General features: G+C 38.7%; 14 protein-coding genes and 1 pseudogene. 3 read left to right on the forward strand and 12 right to left on the reverse strand.

Annotated features, from left to right (window positions below; genetic code table 11):
- Positions 1-8: 8 nt before the first annotated feature.
- Genes trkA through ACFIKI_RS04295 form a run of 3 tightly spaced genes read right to left on the reverse strand, consistent with a single transcriptional unit; the run spans position 9 to position 5,014 of the window.
- On the reverse strand, positions 9-1,385 hold the full coding sequence (trkA, locus tag ACFIKI_RS04285; protein ID WP_375665819.1) for a Trk system potassium transporter TrkA: 1,377 nt from the start codon (positions 1,383-1,385) through the stop codon (positions 9-11).
- Positions 1,386-1,389: 4 nt separating this feature from the next.
- Positions 1,390-2,748: a sigma-54-dependent transcriptional regulator gene (locus tag ACFIKI_RS04290; protein ID WP_375665820.1), complete on the reverse strand. Its 1,359-nt coding sequence runs from the start codon at positions 2,746-2,748 to the stop codon at positions 1,390-1,392.
- A 1-nt stretch (position 2,749) separates the two neighbouring features.
- Positions 2,750-5,014, reverse strand: coding sequence for an ATP-binding protein (locus ACFIKI_RS04295; RefSeq protein WP_375665978.1), 2,265 nt, complete (start codon positions 5,012-5,014; stop codon positions 2,750-2,752).
- 169 nt (positions 5,015-5,183) lie between these two features.
- Between ACFIKI_RS04295 and rirA the strand changes: the two genes are divergently transcribed.
- Genes rirA through ACFIKI_RS04310 form a run of 3 tightly spaced genes read left to right on the forward strand, consistent with a single transcriptional unit; the run spans position 5,184 to position 7,327 of the window.
- A complete protein-coding gene (gene rirA / locus ACFIKI_RS04300; protein ID WP_375665821.1) occupies positions 5,184-5,627 on the forward strand; it encodes an iron-responsive transcriptional regulator RirA in 444 nt (147 codons plus the stop codon).
- 24 nt (positions 5,628-5,651) lie between these two features.
- Positions 5,652-6,842, forward strand: coding sequence for a bifunctional 2-C-methyl-D-erythritol 4-phosphate cytidylyltransferase/2-C-methyl-D-erythritol 2,4-cyclodiphosphate synthase (locus ACFIKI_RS04305; protein ID WP_375665980.1), 1,191 nt, complete (start codon positions 5,652-5,654; stop codon positions 6,840-6,842).
- Positions 6,839-7,327, forward strand: a complete 489-nt coding sequence (locus tag ACFIKI_RS04310; protein ID WP_375665822.1) for a CinA family protein — start codon at positions 6,839-6,841, stop codon at positions 7,325-7,327. The genes ACFIKI_RS04305 and ACFIKI_RS04310 overlap by 4 nt, the downstream gene beginning before the upstream one ends.
- Positions 7,328-7,937: 610 nt before the next feature.
- Here the strand turns inward: ACFIKI_RS04310 and ACFIKI_RS04315 are convergent.
- The 9 genes and pseudogenes from ACFIKI_RS04315 to ACFIKI_RS04355 all read right to left on the reverse strand — a co-directional run bounded on the left by ACFIKI_RS04315 (position 7,938) and on the right by ACFIKI_RS04355 (position 16,748).
- On the reverse strand, positions 7,938-8,399 hold the full coding sequence (locus tag ACFIKI_RS04315) for a type II toxin-antitoxin system RatA family toxin (RefSeq protein WP_375665824.1): 462 nt from the start codon (positions 8,397-8,399) through the stop codon (positions 7,938-7,940).
- 2 nt (positions 8,400-8,401) lie between these two features.
- Positions 8,402-9,364 (reverse strand): lipoyl synthase, encoded by a 963-nt coding sequence (gene lipA / locus ACFIKI_RS04320; RefSeq protein WP_375665825.1) that lies wholly within the window; start codon positions 9,362-9,364, stop codon positions 8,402-8,404.
- Between the two features lie 67 nt (positions 9,365-9,431).
- Entirely contained in the window at positions 9,432-10,892 is a 1,461-nt protein-coding gene (lpdA, locus tag ACFIKI_RS04325) for a dihydrolipoyl dehydrogenase (protein ID WP_375665826.1), read from the reverse strand.
- 222 nt (positions 10,893-11,114) lie between these two features.
- On the reverse strand, positions 11,115-12,458 hold the full coding sequence (locus ACFIKI_RS04330) for a pyruvate dehydrogenase complex dihydrolipoamide acetyltransferase (RefSeq protein ID WP_375665827.1): 1,344 nt from the start codon (positions 12,456-12,458) through the stop codon (positions 11,115-11,117).
- A gap of 14 nt (positions 12,459-12,472) precedes the next feature.
- Positions 12,473-13,837 (reverse strand): pyruvate dehydrogenase complex E1 component subunit beta, encoded by a 1,365-nt coding sequence (locus ACFIKI_RS04335; protein ID WP_375665828.1) that lies wholly within the window; start codon positions 13,835-13,837, stop codon positions 12,473-12,475.
- Positions 13,838-13,853: 16 nt separating this feature from the next.
- Positions 13,854-14,894 carry a pyruvate dehydrogenase (acetyl-transferring) E1 component subunit alpha gene (pdhA, locus tag ACFIKI_RS04340; RefSeq protein ID WP_375665829.1) on the reverse strand — a complete coding sequence of 347 codons (1,041 nt, stop codon included), beginning with the start codon at positions 14,892-14,894 and terminating at the stop codon, positions 13,854-13,856.
- A gap of 118 nt (positions 14,895-15,012) precedes the next feature.
- Positions 15,013-15,342, reverse strand: a complete 330-nt coding sequence (locus ACFIKI_RS04345) for a septum formation initiator family protein (RefSeq protein ID WP_375665830.1) — start codon at positions 15,340-15,342, stop codon at positions 15,013-15,015.
- 181 nt (positions 15,343-15,523) lie between these two features.
- A pseudogene (locus tag ACFIKI_RS04350) lies at positions 15,524-15,959 on the reverse strand (TM2 domain-containing protein).
- Between the two features lie 381 nt (positions 15,960-16,340).
- Entirely contained in the window at positions 16,341-16,748 is a 408-nt protein-coding gene (locus ACFIKI_RS04355) for an NINE protein (protein ID WP_375665832.1), read from the reverse strand.
- Positions 16,749-16,819: the final 71 nt, after the last annotated feature.

Here is a 16,819-nt window from a genome sequence, read left to right on the forward strand (position 1 = left end):
ATAATATATCAAAAATATTCTAAACTTACGCGAAAAAGTTGTTCAACATCACGAACACACTCAGCAAGAGAAAAAATCACTATTCTATCACCAGACAAAATACGCGTATCTGCCGAAAGCTGTATTATTGTCTTATTGCGATAAATTGCACCAATTCTCAAACCATCTGATAAATTGAGCTCTGATAATGACTTACCAACTAATGAAGATGTTTGCATCACTTCAGCTTCAATAATTTCTGCTCGACCATTAAAAACCGAATGAACAGAACGAATACGCCCACGGCGCATTTGTTGCAAAATTCTCGATATTGTAACGCTATGGGGATTAAGATATGCATCCACACCAACAGCACGACTAAATTCTTGATAGGCAACATTATTAATCAGTACCATATTGGCTTTGCAACCCAATCTTTTCGCAATAATAGCACTTAAGAGATTAACCTGATCTTGATTAGTTAATGTAATCATTAAATCAGCCTGATCAATTCCCGCATCTTGAAGAATCACTGGATCTAACACATTACCATATAAAACAGTTGTTTTTTCAAGCTGATCAGCAATTGTGAGGGCTCTTTCTCTATGCGATTCTATAATCTTCAATTTTAATTTATGGAGACGTTTTTCAATAGCCTGTGCAACATAAAGACCAATGTGCCCCCCCCCTGCAATAATCATGCGGTGGGCATCTCGTTCTTTATGACCAAAAAGCCCAACAGCACGACGCATCTGTTCACGTGCAACAACAAGATAGGTTATATCACCAACGCGTAATTGCGTTTCTGAATGTGCAATCAATAATTCCGCGCCACGTTTAATAGCGGTAACTGTCGTATGAAGATCTGGAAAAAGCTCTGTTAATTGACGCAAAGGTGTATTAATAACTGGACAATCTTCCATGCATTCCAAAGCTAACGCAACAATATCATCATTACAAAAATAAAGAACATCTATTGCACCAGGTAAAGCAATACGGCGTAAAACCATTTCCCCAACTTCAACTTCTGGTGAAATAACTACATCAATGGGAATATTTTCTCTGGAAAAAAGCGTCTTATAACGTGGTTCTAAATAAGATTGTGAGCGAATACGAGCAATTTTTGTGGGAACATTAAATAATGAATGTGCTACCTGGCAAGCTACCATATTCACTTCATCAAACAAAGTGACCGCAATCAACATATCAGTTTTGTCTGCATCGGCAGCCAAAAGAACTTCAGGCCGTGAACCGTGACCAACAAAACCTCTCACATCCAATGTATCGCGAATTTTTTCAATTAATCTCGTTTCAATATCAATAACAGTAACATCGTGATTTTCAGCAGCAAGACGTTCTGCTATCCCATAACCAACCTGTCCTGCTCCGCAAATAATAACACGCATAGCCTTAAGAAACTCCAAGTGCTTTAAGTTTACGGTGCAAAGCTGAACGCTCCATACCTATAAATTCAGCAGTACGCGATATATTTCCACCCAAACGTCCAATCTGCGCCACTAAATATCTTTTTTCAAACAATTCCCGTGCTTCGCGCAACGGTAAATCCATGATACTCTCATCTGAATCCATTTGAAGACGTGGCAAAGAATCATTCACTTCACTGGGAAGAAAGTCTGCTGTTATAGGGCCATCACCATCCCGCACAAGAATAAGAAGACGCTCAATATTATTACGTAATTGCCTTACATTACCCGGCCAAGCATGCGTTTGCAAAATAGCTATCACATCATCACTGATTTCACGCGGCTTAATCCCAACTTGCTGTGATATTGTTTTTACAAAGTGATGGACAAGTTCTGGAATATCTTCACGACGTGCTGAAAGCGGCGGAACAGCAATAGGAACAACAGAAAGACGGTGGAAAAGATCTTCTCTAAAGCGCCCGTCAGAAATGAGGCTTTCAAGATTTTGTGCTGTCGAAGAAATGATACGAACATCTACCTTAACACGTTTTGTACCGCCAACTCTCTCAAATGTTTGCCCCGTTAACACCCGAAGAATCTTACCTTGAGTCTCACGCGGCATATCAGCAATTTCATCTAGATATAATATTCCACCATGTGCTTCCTCTAAGGCACCAATCTTGCGCTCTCTTCCCTCCATTTCACTGCCAAACAACTCTATTTCCATTCTTTCCGGAGTAATCGTTGCAGCATTTATTGTAACAAATGGTCCATTCGAACGCGTTGAGAGTGCATGAATAGTTCGTGCAACGGTCTCTTTTCCTGCGCCTGAAGGACCTGTTATCATAATGCGACTATTGGTTGGGGCTACTTTTTCTATGATTTGACGCAAATTTTTTATAACTGTTGATTTTCCGAGCAGTTTTAATGTTTCGTTCGAGCGCTTTCGCAACTCTAAAAGCTCACGTTTTAAATTTGAGTTTTCAAGTGTTCGTTCCGCAACCAATACAAGTCTATCAGCTTTAAAAGGTTTTTCAATGAAATCATATGCCCCTCGCTTTATCGCAGAAACAGCCGTCTCAATATTACCATGACCAGAGATCATAACGACCGGAAGAGCTGGATATTGCGTTTTAATTTCATCAAGCAGTGCTAAGCCATCAAGACGACTCCCCTGTAACCAAATATCCAAAAAAATAAGCTTTGGAATACGCTCACTAATTTGAGCCAATGCTTCATCGGAGTTACAAGCAACACGCGTTTCATAACCTTCATCATCTAAAATGCCAGCAACAAGCTCACGAATGTCTACTTCATCATCAACAATCAAGATATCTGATACCATACTATTCCCCTATCTCATGATTTATAGCTTGTATAATACTATCCTGCTTACCCCCATCTGCCGGAAATATCAAACGGATCATTGCACCACGACCTTCATAAAAACTCTCCGGTGCATCATGAAGCTCCATGGAACCACCATGATCTTCAATAACTTTGCGCACAATAGCTAGCCCCAACCCTGTTCCTTTTTCCCGTGTTGTTATATAGGGTTCTAATAACTTTTGTCTTTGCTCTTTAGGAAGTCCTTTCCCGTTATCAACAACATCCACAACTACCCATTCTTCTTGATGATAAGAACGGACAAGAATATGACCGTGAATATTTTCCTCTCGCATAACCGAATCTATGGATTCGCTTGCGTTTTTGATAACGTTGCAAAAAGCCTGTACAATGAGACGATTATCAAATGCACCCATAAGTGGTAGGCTTCCTAAGTCTTGCTCAAAATGAATATCATGTCGTGTCACTTCTATCAAAAAACATGCTTCGCGTAACAATTCGCGTATATCTAAAACATGCATTTGTGGTTTTGGCATACGTGCAAAAGAGGAAAATTCATCAACCATACGCCCAATATCTCCAACCTGTCGAATAATTGTGTCAATACACCGCTCAAAAACCTCTCTATCTCGTGTAATAACGGTGTTATAACGTTTACGAATACGTTCAGCAGATAACTGAATAGGTGTGAGGGGATTTTTAATTTCGTGTGCAATACGCCGTGCAATATCTGCCCACGCCGCTGTACGTTGTGCGGCAACAAGGTCTGTAATATCATCAATTGTTAGAACCCAAGATTGCCCCTGTCCATCTTCCTCCTCCATCGTAACTTGGACATTACAGACACGCTCTTTTCCTGCAACGTTTAAAGTAACCTGCTCACGATGATTTTTACGATCCAATGAACGCGCAAACTGAAAAACCTGCCCAATTTCAGCGCTTAAAGATAAAAGACTTTGTCCAACAACGTGCTCAGAGCGAATATCAAACATCGCCTCAATAGATCGATTGATAATTGTAATATCACCATTATCATCTATCCCCGCTACTCCCGCTGTTACACCCGATAACACCGCCTCAGAAAAACGCCGTCTTTCATCAATTTGATCACGCACTGCAATCAACTCATTGCGTCGACTTTTCAATTCACTGACCATATAATTAAAAGTTTTGGATAATTGCCCAATATCTCCATCTTTTGCTCGCACTGGCACGAAAATTTCCATATTTCCAGAAGCAACATCATCAGCAGCACTAATGAGAAGACGAATAGGACGTACTAAGCGATCAGCCACAGCAATAGCAGCCCAAATAGCTGATAAGAATAAACTAAAAAAAAGACACAAATAAAGCATGCCAAATGCAATCTGTGTCAGCAGGCGATTTTCATTTAAATCACGATAACGATCTGTATTGACCTCTGTCAAACGCAAAGCAGATAAAACGCCTTCATCAACATCACGCACCAAATATAAAAATGTGTTTGGAATATTGGTAAATTTTAAAATAATACCAAAATAATCATGAACGCCTGGTTGAAAAGAAAAAGGCCTCGCACTGGTTGCACGTTCAATAAGATGAGAAGGAGGGATTGGCAGTTTATCCTCATCACCAAGAGCACTCGAGACAAAAATAGTTCCACTAGAACTTAACAAAAATGCACCACGCAAATTGCGTCCTATAGCATGACGCGTCAATTGCATCCGATATTCAGCTGGATTACGTTCTAAAAGTTTTTTGTTATCAAGTGCAAATGCCATAGCATAAGATAAATTTTTTAAATTTTGAAGCATTTCATCTGCATAAGCATTTGCTAAATCAATAGAAGAACCCACGATTTGCCGCGTTGTTGTATCAAACCATCGATCAAGTCCCAAATTCAGTGCTGGCCCCGATACAAGAGCTACAGCAACAGCTGGCATTGTTGCAACAAGTGCAAATAATGAAATAAGACGCACATGAAGACGCGAGCCTGCACGCCTTGAACGCCAAGCACGAATGATCGGAATCATCTCATAAAAAACGATGATAACAAGCCCTAAAACCCAAAAACTATTAATCCCTATAAGAATAAGGGTTACTGTTCTACTGGGAACAACAGGGGTTAATCCAATAAGAATAATAAAAGAAACAGAAGCTGTAAGTAAAGCCAATACAATAATTGTAATCCCTAAAAAGATATATACCTTACTTAAACGATACAACTCATCATTATAAATATTTTTATCTATGTCTTGAAGATTCGTCACAGATGTTACATTCATCATAAACTTACATACCCTTATCCATTATCTTTATATAATCTTTTGTGACAAAAATTGACAATACTAATACTACATTTAAAATAGGGCAAATAATGAGTAAGAACTTCTACATTTTGAAAAATTTCTTTAAAATAAACTACGTTCGATGATACTTTATAAAGGAAATGAGATGCGATTAACAAAACAAACAAATTATGCTCTTCGGATGCTCATGTATTGTGCAGATAATCAGGGAGCTCTCAGTCGTGTTCCAGAAATTGCTAAAGCATATGCTGTTTCAGAACTTTTTTTATTTAAAATCCTTCAACCGCTTGTTCAAGCGGGTTTTATACAAACAGTGCGTGGACGCAATGGTGGTGTTAAATTGGCTAAACCCGCAGCAGAGATTTCAGTTGCCGATGTTGTAAAAGTAACAGAGGATAACTTTTCCCTAGCAGAATGTTTCGATACAGCAGAACCGACTTGCCCATTGATAGATTTTTGTGGTTTAAATACCGCACTTCAAAAAGCATTAAATGCTTTTTTTGAAGTGTTATCAGTGATATCTTTGGCTGATCTACAACGACCACCCTTTCAAAATCATTTTAAAATTAATGATAAAAGAGTAAACTAGGATTATAACATAAGGAGATTAAGTATTTCTATTGCAGCAATAATATTAGCCGCTGGACGCGGAGAAAGAGCAGAATCTCCACAAAAAATTCCAAAACAATATCGGCTTCTAGGACAAAAGCCGATCATTTATCATACCGTGCATTGTTTTTTGCAGCATCCAGCCATCACAACGATCATCCTCGTTATTCATCCAGAAGATCGTCAAATCTGTGAACAAGCACTCACCGATTTTAAAGAGCGCCTTATTATCGTTGAAGGAGGCAATACACGTCAAATCTCTACTTTACATGGACTTCAAGCCCTCAGAAAATTTTATCCCAAATATGTGCATATTCATGATGGTGCACGCCCCTTTATCGATAACAAACTCCTGGATAATATTCATACTACCGTTACTCCTCAAGAAGGTGTTCTTCCTGTTCTACCCATCTCTGATACCCTTAAACGTGTAAATAATCAGCGTGTTCTAGAAACAATTCCACGCACTCATCTTTATAGTGCACAAACCCCACAGTGTTTTCCCTTTGAACATATCTTAGCGGCCCATCAACAAGCAAAGAAATCTTGCAAACAAGAATTCACTGACGATTCTGCAATTGCCGAATGGTTTGGAATTCCTATGCTTACTGTTCCAGGTGACCCTCATAATATAAAAATTACATGGCATGAAGATTTTAATACTGCACATTTATATCTCCAAAAGAAAATGCAAATATTTCCTGATATTCGCACCGGCAATGGTTATGATGTTCATTCTTTTGAGGATGGAGATTTTCTTATATTATGTGGTATAAAAATCCCTTTTCATAAAAAATTAAATGGACACTCCGATGCGGATGTTGCTCTTCATGCATTAACAGATGCCCTTCTTGCAACTCAAGGTGCTGGAGATATCGGTACACATTTTCCTCCTTCTGATCCTCGATGGAAAAATGTATCATCAGAAATTTTTCTTCGTCATGCTCTTGGTATTCTAAAAAAAGCAGGTGGTCGTATCGCTAATGTTGATATCACAATTATCGCTGAAAATCCTAAAATTGGTCCCTATCGTCATGCCATGACAGAAAATCTTATGACAATACTTGCAATGACACCTGATCGAATCTCTATTAAAGCAACAACAAATGAAAAGCTCGGATTTATTGGTCGTGGTGAAGGAATTGCTGCTCTTGCAACAGTAAGCGTTCTTTATCCAGGAGAAATTCCACAATGACATATTTTTGTGAAAAACAAGCACATGAAGTCCTTAATACCTTTCGTCAAAAAGGTTTGCTGTTAACAACTGTAGAGTCTTGTACAGGAGGGCTCATTGCTGCAAGCCTCACAAATATTGCGGGATCGTCAGATGTTCTTGATTGTGGATTTGTTGTTTATTCAAATGAATCTAAAACACGCCTGGTGGGCGTGTGTGCTGAACTTATAAAAACCTATGGTGCCGTTTCAAAAGAAGTTGCTCTTGCAATGGCTGAAGGTGGATTAAAACATTCACAAGCTGACATTGCAGTTTCTGTAACAGGAATTGCTGGTCCAGGAGGCGCAAGTCTCAATAAACCTATAGGACTTGTGCATTGTGCGGTTGCTTACAAAAATCACTCTTCCCAGCACAAAGAAATGCACTTTGCTCATCTTGAGCGCAATGCTATCCGCTATGCAACTGTTGAAAATGCTTTTAAAATGATTCTGGAAGTGCTTCACTGAATTCCCTACACCAATTTCAAAACTCTCTATTCCAAATTGAGTCTATAATCGTCAATCTTTTGAAAAAAATAGTTTGTTGTATCACAACTTGGATATATTGAATTAATCAAATTTATTCACTTGCACATCACAAGCAAGGAAAGCAGTGTGGATAAAATTACTAAAGAAAGAGCCCTTATGCCTTCCTCAAGTACCAAAAGCTGTAGCAACATCTGAGAAACAGCAAATAAATAATGCAGGCTTACTTCTTCATCAGTGTAAAATGTGGTGCACAATGGATTTTATATACTTTACGGGGACTTATACTATTTATGAGTACTATCGTGAAATGGGTATGACGCATGCTGAGAAATATTTCTTTAAAACAAGCACCCGAATGTGTAACACAAACGTATTCTGTTTGGAGAATTTTGTTTAAGAAATGTAACCCTGTTTAAAAAGAAAGAAAAAGACAAAAGCGTGAAGCTGTGCACCATCTTCATCATTTAAAATGATATTCCTTCAATACGCTTTTGAAAGCTGAATTAAAAACAAATAGTAAAGATAGAAACCGGTTTTCACTTTCACGCTTTTATAAACAATGAGTATTGTTAAAAAATAACAGAATAGATTATGTTACTTCCGAGCCGTAAATCTGATGCGCACGCTTCTCAAAAGCATCGGTAAATTTACAAAACGCAAGATCAAACATTGAGCCCATCACGCGTCCGAATATTCTACTTTTAAATTCATAATCAATAAAAAACTCTACATTACATGCATTCGTATTTTCAATATTATAAAATGACCAACGGTTTTCAAGATATTTAAATGGACCATCAATATATTTAACCTCTATCAAATTTTTCTTCGGCTGAAGAAAAACTTGGGTCGTAAAAGTTTCTCGAATAACCTTATAGCCAACTGTCATATCTGCAAGAAGCAATGTCTTTTCATCACACTCTTTGCGAGAGCGTATTATTAAAGCCTCACACATTGGTAAAAACTCAGGATAACGTTCAATATCTGACACAAGATCAAACATCTCACGAGCACTATAGGCAACTTGCCGTTGTGTTGAAAAAGTTGGCATAATTATCTCTGTAAGGCAAATTTTTTATCACGCGCTTTTTGCAAAATGGCAAAATCATCTCCTGCATGATGAGATGAACGTGTCAGAGGATTGGAAGCCATATGTAAAAATCCCTTTACCTTACCAATTTTAGCAAAAGACTCAAACTCTTCAGGAGGGACAAAACGAACAACTGGATGATGTTTTCGCGTAGGCTGCAAATACTGTCCAATTGTCATAAAATCAACATCAGCAGAACGCAAATCATCCATTAATTGCAGAATTTCATTTCGTTCCTCTCCAAGGCCAACCATAATACCTGATTTTGTAAAGATTGTTGGATCAAGTTCTTTAACGCGTTGTAAGAGTCGAATTGAATGAAAATAACGCGCTCCTGGACGAACCTTCAAATATTTAGAAGGAACTGTTTCTAAGTTATGATTAAAAACATCAGGCTTAGCAGCAACAACAACTTCTAAAGCGCCATCCTTATGACGAAAATCAGGTGTAAGAACTTCAATTGTTGTTTTAGGAGTTTTTTGACGAATCGCATAAATAACTTTCGCAAAATGCTCAGCACCACCATCAACAAGATCATCACGGTCAACAGATGTAATGACAACATGTTTTAATTCCATCCGTGCAACAGCATTAGCGACACGTTCTGGCTCATTATCATCAACAGCAAGCGGAATACCTGTTGCAACGTTACAAAAAGCACAAGCACGCGTACATATCTCACCTAAAATCATAAAGCTAGCATGCCTCTGGCTCCAACATTCGCCAATATTAGGGCAACCAGCTTCTTCACATACAGTCACTAGCTTATGCGTACGTACAATACCATGTGTTTCCTTATAAATTGGTGATGTTGGCGCTTTTACACGAATCCAATCTGGCTTTTTTTGAACGCTTGTATCAGGACGATGTGCCTTTTCAGGATGACGCAATCGTCTATTTGTAACTCTATCAACAACCGTAACCATTTAAGCCTTTGCCTTATAAATACGAAGTAACAATCAAAAATATAAAATTTTTCATACAATCCAGTCATCAAGCGTTTAAAACTTGACCATAAGCATCTAATACACTTTCTTTCATCATTTCCGATAAGGTCGGATGTGGAAAGACAGTATGCATTAATTCTTCTTCTGTTGTTTCAAGATTCATAGCAATAACAAAACCCTGTATCAGTTCTGTTACCTCAGCCCCTACCATATGGGCCCCGAGAAGCTGTCCTGTTTTTTTATCAAAAATCGTTTTTACTAACCCTTGATCTTCACCCAAAGCAATCGCCTTACCATTCGCAGCAAAAGAATAACGACCAATACGTATATCATAACCTGCTTCTTTTGCTGCCGCTTCTGAAAGCCCTACAGAGGCAACCTGTGGTGTACAATATGTACACCCTGGAATTTTTCTTTTATCAAGTGGATGAGCACTTTTCAAACCTGCAAGATGCTCAATACATATCACACCTTCTTCTTCTGCTTTATGAGCCAACATAGGAGGACCTGCTACATCACCAATAGCATAAATGCCTTCCACCCCCGTCCAACTCCATTCATCAGTTACAATGCACCCGCGATCGGTTTTTATTCCCAAAGCTTCTAAACCAAGATTCTCAATATTACCTTGCACCCCAACAGCGGAAATCAACCGGTCAACAGTCATTGACTCTATTTTACCTTGAACATCAATATGTACACTTACAGAATCGGAAGATTTTTCAACCTTTGTTACTTTTGCTTGACGAAGAATGCGTAAACCTTTTTTCTCTAACTGTTTACGAGCAAACGTTGAAATTTCAATATCTTCAGCAGGCATGATATGGGGCATCATTTCAACAACAGTTACTGTCGCCCCCATATCATGATAAAAAGAAGCAAATTCAATGCCAATAGCCCCAGACCCTATAACCAAAAGCGATTTTGGCATTGCTGGCGGTATCATAGCTTCAAAATAAGTCCAAATGAGTTTTCCATCTGGCTCAATACCAGGAAGGACACGAGGACGTGCGCCCGTTGCAATAATGATATGCTTTGCTTGATAAGTTCCCTCCCCTAACGTCCCTTTAGGGACTGGATTTTGCGGTTGCATAATCGGTTTGGAGGATGAAGAAACCATAATTTCCGCAGGAAGGCTTCCCTTTGCTTCTTTAGTAAACTTTGCTTCACCCCAGATAATATCAATTTTGTTTTTTTTCATTAAAAAACCAACACCAGCATTTAAACGTGCTGAAACACCCCGTGAACGTGCCACAACATCTTTGATGTTTGCCTCAATTGAACCATTAATTTTTAGTCCATAATCTTTTGCATGTTCAGCAAAATGTTTCATTTCCGCTGAACGTAAAAGAGCCTTTGTTGGAATACATCCCCAATTTAAACAAATCCCTCCCAAATGTTCACGTTCAACAATCGCAGTCTTAAAGCCACATTGTGCTGCACGAATTGCGGTCACATATCCTCCTGGACCTGATCCAATCACAATTACATCATAAAGATTTGCCACAGTAATTCCTCCATGGATATATATAAAATGGATATGCATTTTTTGAACTTAAGACTGCAAAACAACATGACAGAATTATCTTATGTCTTTTGCCTAAAGCTTCAGGTAAATGCTTTACCCAAACCAGAAATAGCAATAACATTGCTCTCCGAACTCTTTGAATTTGTTTTTACTCTCTTAACACACTCTCTCACAATTTACGTGAAGAACTGTATAAACAGTTCAAACCAACATTGCTAATGGATTTTCAATCATCTTCTTAAAAGTCTGTGCAAGCTCTGCTGCTAAAGCACCATCGACAGCACGATGATCAGCAGAAAGTGTAACTGACATAACTGTCGCAACCGCCAATGCACCATTTTTAATAACGGCGCGCTGCTCTCCTGCACCAATCGCAAAAATCGTCGCATGCGGTGGATTAAGGATAGCAGAAAAACTTTTCACACCATACATCCCCATATTGGATACAGCTGTTGTTCCGCCCTGATATTCTTCCATTTTTAACTTGCCCTCACGCGCACGCGTTGCAAAATCCTTCATTTCTTTGGAAATAAGCGATAACGGCTTTTCCTCTGCATGGCGAATAATCGGCGTAATCAATCCATTGGGAATAGAAACAGCAACCCCAACATCACAATGTTTATGATGAAGCATTCCGCCTTCAAGCCAAGAGACATTCGCTTCAGGAACCGCTTTCAAAGCAAGTGCGACAGCTTTGATCACCATATCATTAACAGAAAGCTTATAAGTAGGCTGAGTTTCTTCCTGACTTTTAACCATTGGTGCAGCAGTATTCAGTTGTGTACGCAGTGCTAATAGCGCATCAAGTTCACAATCTACCGTTACATAGAAATGTGGGACTTTCTGTTTTGATTCCACCAAACGTGTCGCGATTGTTTTACGCATATTATTATGGGGAGCGAAGCTATATTCATCCTCTTTGAAGAGTTTCAATATCTGTTTGTCCGAAGCACCTGTAGCTGTTAGCTCCCCTATCTGTAATGAATAAGACACTTTAGAAATATCGCTGCTCACAGCTTTTTCTACATCGCGCTTAATAATACGCCCATGCGGACCACTTCCAGAAATAAGGGATAAATCAAGACCTGCCTGAGATGCTAATCGCCGCGCTAAGGGAGAAGCAAAAAAACGATCTTTCTTTTTATCTTGCTGTATTAATTGCCCAGTTGATGATTCATGAGACATTTTTATTCCCTTTGAGTCCGTCTGTTTCAAAGAATCTGTCTGTTTGATGCTCTCTGGTTCTTGTCTTGTAGAAGAAGAGATTTCTTCTGTAACTTTTGCAGCTTCAGCTAAATCTTCACCTTCTTCTGCTAAAACAACAATTAAAGCATTTACTTTAACGCCTTGCGTTCCAGCAGGAACAACAATTTTAGCAACCCTACCTTCATCAACGGCTTCGACTTCCATTGTCGCTTTATCCGTCTCAATTTCAGCAATAACATCACCAGAGGAAACCTTATCTCCCTCCTTAATATTCCATTTTGTTAAATTTCCCTCTTCCATCGTAGGGGAAAGCGCTGGCATTGTAATTTTAATGGGCATTATGCTTTCCTCCGTTATGCTCTGTATGTCACAGCCTTAACGGCCTCAATAATTTCAGCAGTATTAGGCAAAGCCAACTTTTCAAGATTAGCGGCATAAGGCATCGGAACATCTTTGCCAGAAATCGTAGCAATTGGCGCATCAAGATAGTCAAAAGCCTGCTGCATAACACGCGTTGCTATTTCAGTTCCTACGGATGACTGAGGAAATCCCTCTTCAATTGTGACCAAACGACCTGTTTTTTTAACTGAAGAAAGAATTGTTGGAAGATCCATCGGGCGAATGGTTCGTAAATCAATCAATTCAACATCAATACCAAGTTTTTCAATTTCTGGTAACGCTTGAACAGCATAATGCATCCCAATTCCACATGCAACAATTGTCACATCTTGTCCAGACTTATGAATACGTGCCTTACCAATCGGCAAAAGAAAATCATCCAGTTGAGGAACATCAAATTGATGCCCGTACAAAATCTCATTTTCAAGAAAAATAACAGGATTATCATCACGAATAGCCGCTTTCAGCAAACCTTTTGCATCTGCAGCGCTATAAGGCATAACAACTTTCAGACCTGGTATATGACTATACCATGCAGCATAACATTGAGAATGTTGAGCACCAACACGGGCAGCCGCACCATTGGGACCACGGAAAACCATAGGAGCGGTCATTTGTCCACCAGACATATAACGTGTTTTGGCTGCTGAGTTAATAATTTGATCCATCGCCTGCATCGCAAAATTAAATGTCATAAACTCAACAATGGGACGTAACCCACCAAAAGCAGCCCCGACAGCCAATCCAGCAAAGCCGTGCTCTGTAATGGGGGTATCAATAACTCGGCGTTCTCCGAATTCTTCCAACAAACCTTGACTAACCTTATAGGCGCCTTGATATTGCGCGACTTCTTCCCCCATAAGAAAAACTGTTTCATCACGTCGCATTTCTTCAGCCAAAGCCTGATTAAGCGCTTCACGAACTGTCATTGTAACCATTTGTGTTCCAGCTGGAATATCAAAATCAGGAGGCGTATCAAAAGATGGAGACTGCGGAACTGACGAAGGAAGAGAAAAAGAAGATTCTTTAGTTTTTTGTGCTGTATCAATAGGTTGCGAAATATCCTCAGCACGCTCACCTTCTTCTAACAAAGTCGCAATAACAGTGTTAACCTTTACGCCTTCTGAACCTTCAGGAACAAAAATTTTACCAAGAGTACCTTCATCAACGGCCTCTACTTCCATTGTCGCCTTATCCGTTTCAATTTCAGCAATAACATCGCCAGAGCTAACCTTATCACCTTCTCTCTTAAGCCATTTAGACAGTTTACCTTCTTCCATGGTTGGCGAAAGCGCCGGCATCAAAATATCAATAGACATACTTGCTTCCCTCGCATCAAACTAAAATATCAGTATAGAGCTCAGAAGCATCTGGCTCTTGATCACTTTGTGCAAAATCTACCGCATCAGCAACAATTGCACGGACCTCTTTCTCAACAGATTTTAAATCGTCTTCGCTCGCCCAATTTTTTTTAAGAATCCGACTTTTTACTTGATCGATCGGATCGTGCTCCTCTTTTATTTTTTGGACTTCTTCCTTGGAACGATATTTTGCTGGATCAGACATGGAATGACCACGATAGCGATAGGTCTGCATATCAAGAATGATCGGTCCTTTACCTGATCGTGCCCAAGAAATTGCTTCATCAGCAGCTCCTTTTACTGATCGAACATCCATACCGTCAACAACAATACCTGGAATTTCAAAAGAAAGACCGCGTCGGGAAAAATCAGTTTCTGCAGATGCACGTGAAACTGATGTTCCCATAGCATACTGATTGTTTTCAATAATATAAACAACGGGAAGCTTCCAAAGTGAAGCCATATTAAAACTCTCGTAAACCTGCCCCTGATTTGCAGCACCATCACCAAAATAAACCAATGTCACATTATCTTTACCAAGATATTGATTCGAAAATGCCAAACCTGAACCAATGGGAACCTGCGCACCAACAATACCATGTCCTCCATAAAAGTTCTTTTCTTTAGAGAACATATGCATCGAGCCACCTTTCCCTTTGGAAAAGCCACCTTGGCGCCCCGTTAATTCTGCCATAACACCACGCGGACTCATCCCAACCGCTAACATATGTCCATGATCACGGTAAGAGGTAATAACCTGATCACCTTCTTTTGCCGCTTTCAATGTTCCAACAACAACGGCTTCCTGTCCAATATAAAGGTGACAAAATCCCCCAATAAGCCCCATACCATAAAGTTGTCCTGCTTTTTCTTCAAAACGGCGAATTAAAAGCATTTCACGATAGGCAATAATTTCTTCCTCTTTTGTAAAATCTGCTATTGGTGCTTTCTTTGTGGTGCTTGATAATGCAGTGCGCGCCACCGACGCAGAATTTTTTTTAAGTCGTTCTGCCATATTAAACTCCCTTTTATGATTGTGTAGGAATAACCTTTACGAACAAAAGTTACAAGCCTTATCAATCGACTTAAACAATATCATCGGTGATTGTTGTTTAAATTAAGCGATTTCTCATTCACTTTGGGCTCCATGTGCAAGGTGTTAAGATTGTCAATTCATTTGGCTTAGAAAAGTTTAAATTCTTCCGGACATACTCATCCAACATGTCCTTTTCAATATGTCCATTGCGTAAAAGAGAAATACGCTTTTCAATGAATATCCGCTCAACTTCTATTTTATGAAGCTCCTCTTCTAATTCACTAATATGTTGATTAACTTCACTGCGTGAATACAACCCATACTCACCATGATAAATGTGGTAACTGAAATAGCTTAAGACTCCCACCGTCATAAGAGGTAGTACAAAGCGTACTTTGATTGATCGACGTTTCTGCTTTGTCCACATAAAATAGCACAGTCTTTACAGCACAAATTTCTTAATAATCAGCCCAACTATGCACGATTTTGATTAATACCTCATTACCAAATCTATACTAAATAATCTATTATGTTCAATTTCTCCCCCCTTAAGACAATCAAAGTAAGCTGAATGACCCACTTTTATATTATAAATATTGGATATCCCACTAACTTGTGATTTTACACCCATCTTTGTCCTTAAAATTTCCTGTTAAAATGGCTATAAAATCAATCAATACCCAAGGTGTAACTATAAAAATAATCCCTAACCCAAAAGTAAATGGTAGACTGATTATACTTAGTATATTTATAAGAAGTATTGCAATGCCAGTTCCAACTTTACCAACCATAAAGCGATGAATTCCCAACCATCCAAAAAACCAACAAACAAGTGCTCTCGCCAATCTTGATTTTTTTGACTGCGATTCACTCAAAAGAGGGAAAACAGATTTAGCGATACTATCTTCACACACAAAGTCAACGGCATCACCCACTTTTGGTATTTTTTCCTAACCAATCGAAACTTGAAAATTGATAACGCTTACCGTCAGCCCCTGAAACGAAATAATCTCCTTGATTCTGACCAATAATCTTACCTTTCATTCTTGCCCACCTATAAAGCTGCTCCTTATGTGTTATTCATAAAGAGATTATTTCTAATTCGATAATATGCGGATTAACCTCACTGTGTAAATACAACTCGTACTCACCGTGATAAACATGAATTTAAAATAGTTCGGAACTCCCTAATGATCTAATATTTCCCCCAGCTATAAGCAGTAACAAAAAACATGCTTTAGTTGATTTATACCTTTGCTTTACCCATATAAAATAGCATTGTCCTTTTCAATATTTTTATTCAACTGTGCATAGTTCTTTAATCTCTCCTTAAAAAGGTATAGAGACATAGTTCGGCATTAATCAACTTAATATATTTATAAAAATAAAAAGCGAGCTAAATTACCTTTTTTTATTATAAGATTTTCACAAATCTGTAATCTGATTCCCATCTTTATCCGTAAATTTTCCAGCAATAATGAGTATAAAATCAACAATCGCCCAAATACCGCTAATCATCAATCCAAACAATGATAAAGATAAAACGAGCATTAAAGTACCCGTCCGAACTCTCCCAACCATAAAGCGATGAACACCAAAGATACCTGCAACCCAACAAAGAAGTGCAAACATTATCTTTGAGTTCTCTGTACCTGATCTCAACAATGGAAAAACAGAACTGACAACACCCCCTTCATAGACAAAATCAACAGTATCACCAATCCTTGGTGGTTTCTTTCCCAACCAATCCCAAGTCGCAAACTGATAACGCTTACCGTCATCACCCGAAACGAGATACATTCCTTGATCTTGAGTAATAATTATACCTCTCATCTTAATCCCTATAAACTTTAAATACCTATAAAATTACTGAGTACATGTCTTTGATAAGAAATCTCAATTTC

The sequence above is a fragment of the Bartonella sp. TT121SHDZB genome (assembly GCF_042193415.1).
In the GTDB taxonomy this organism is placed as follows: Bacteria; Pseudomonadota; Alphaproteobacteria; order Rhizobiales; family Rhizobiaceae; genus Bartonella.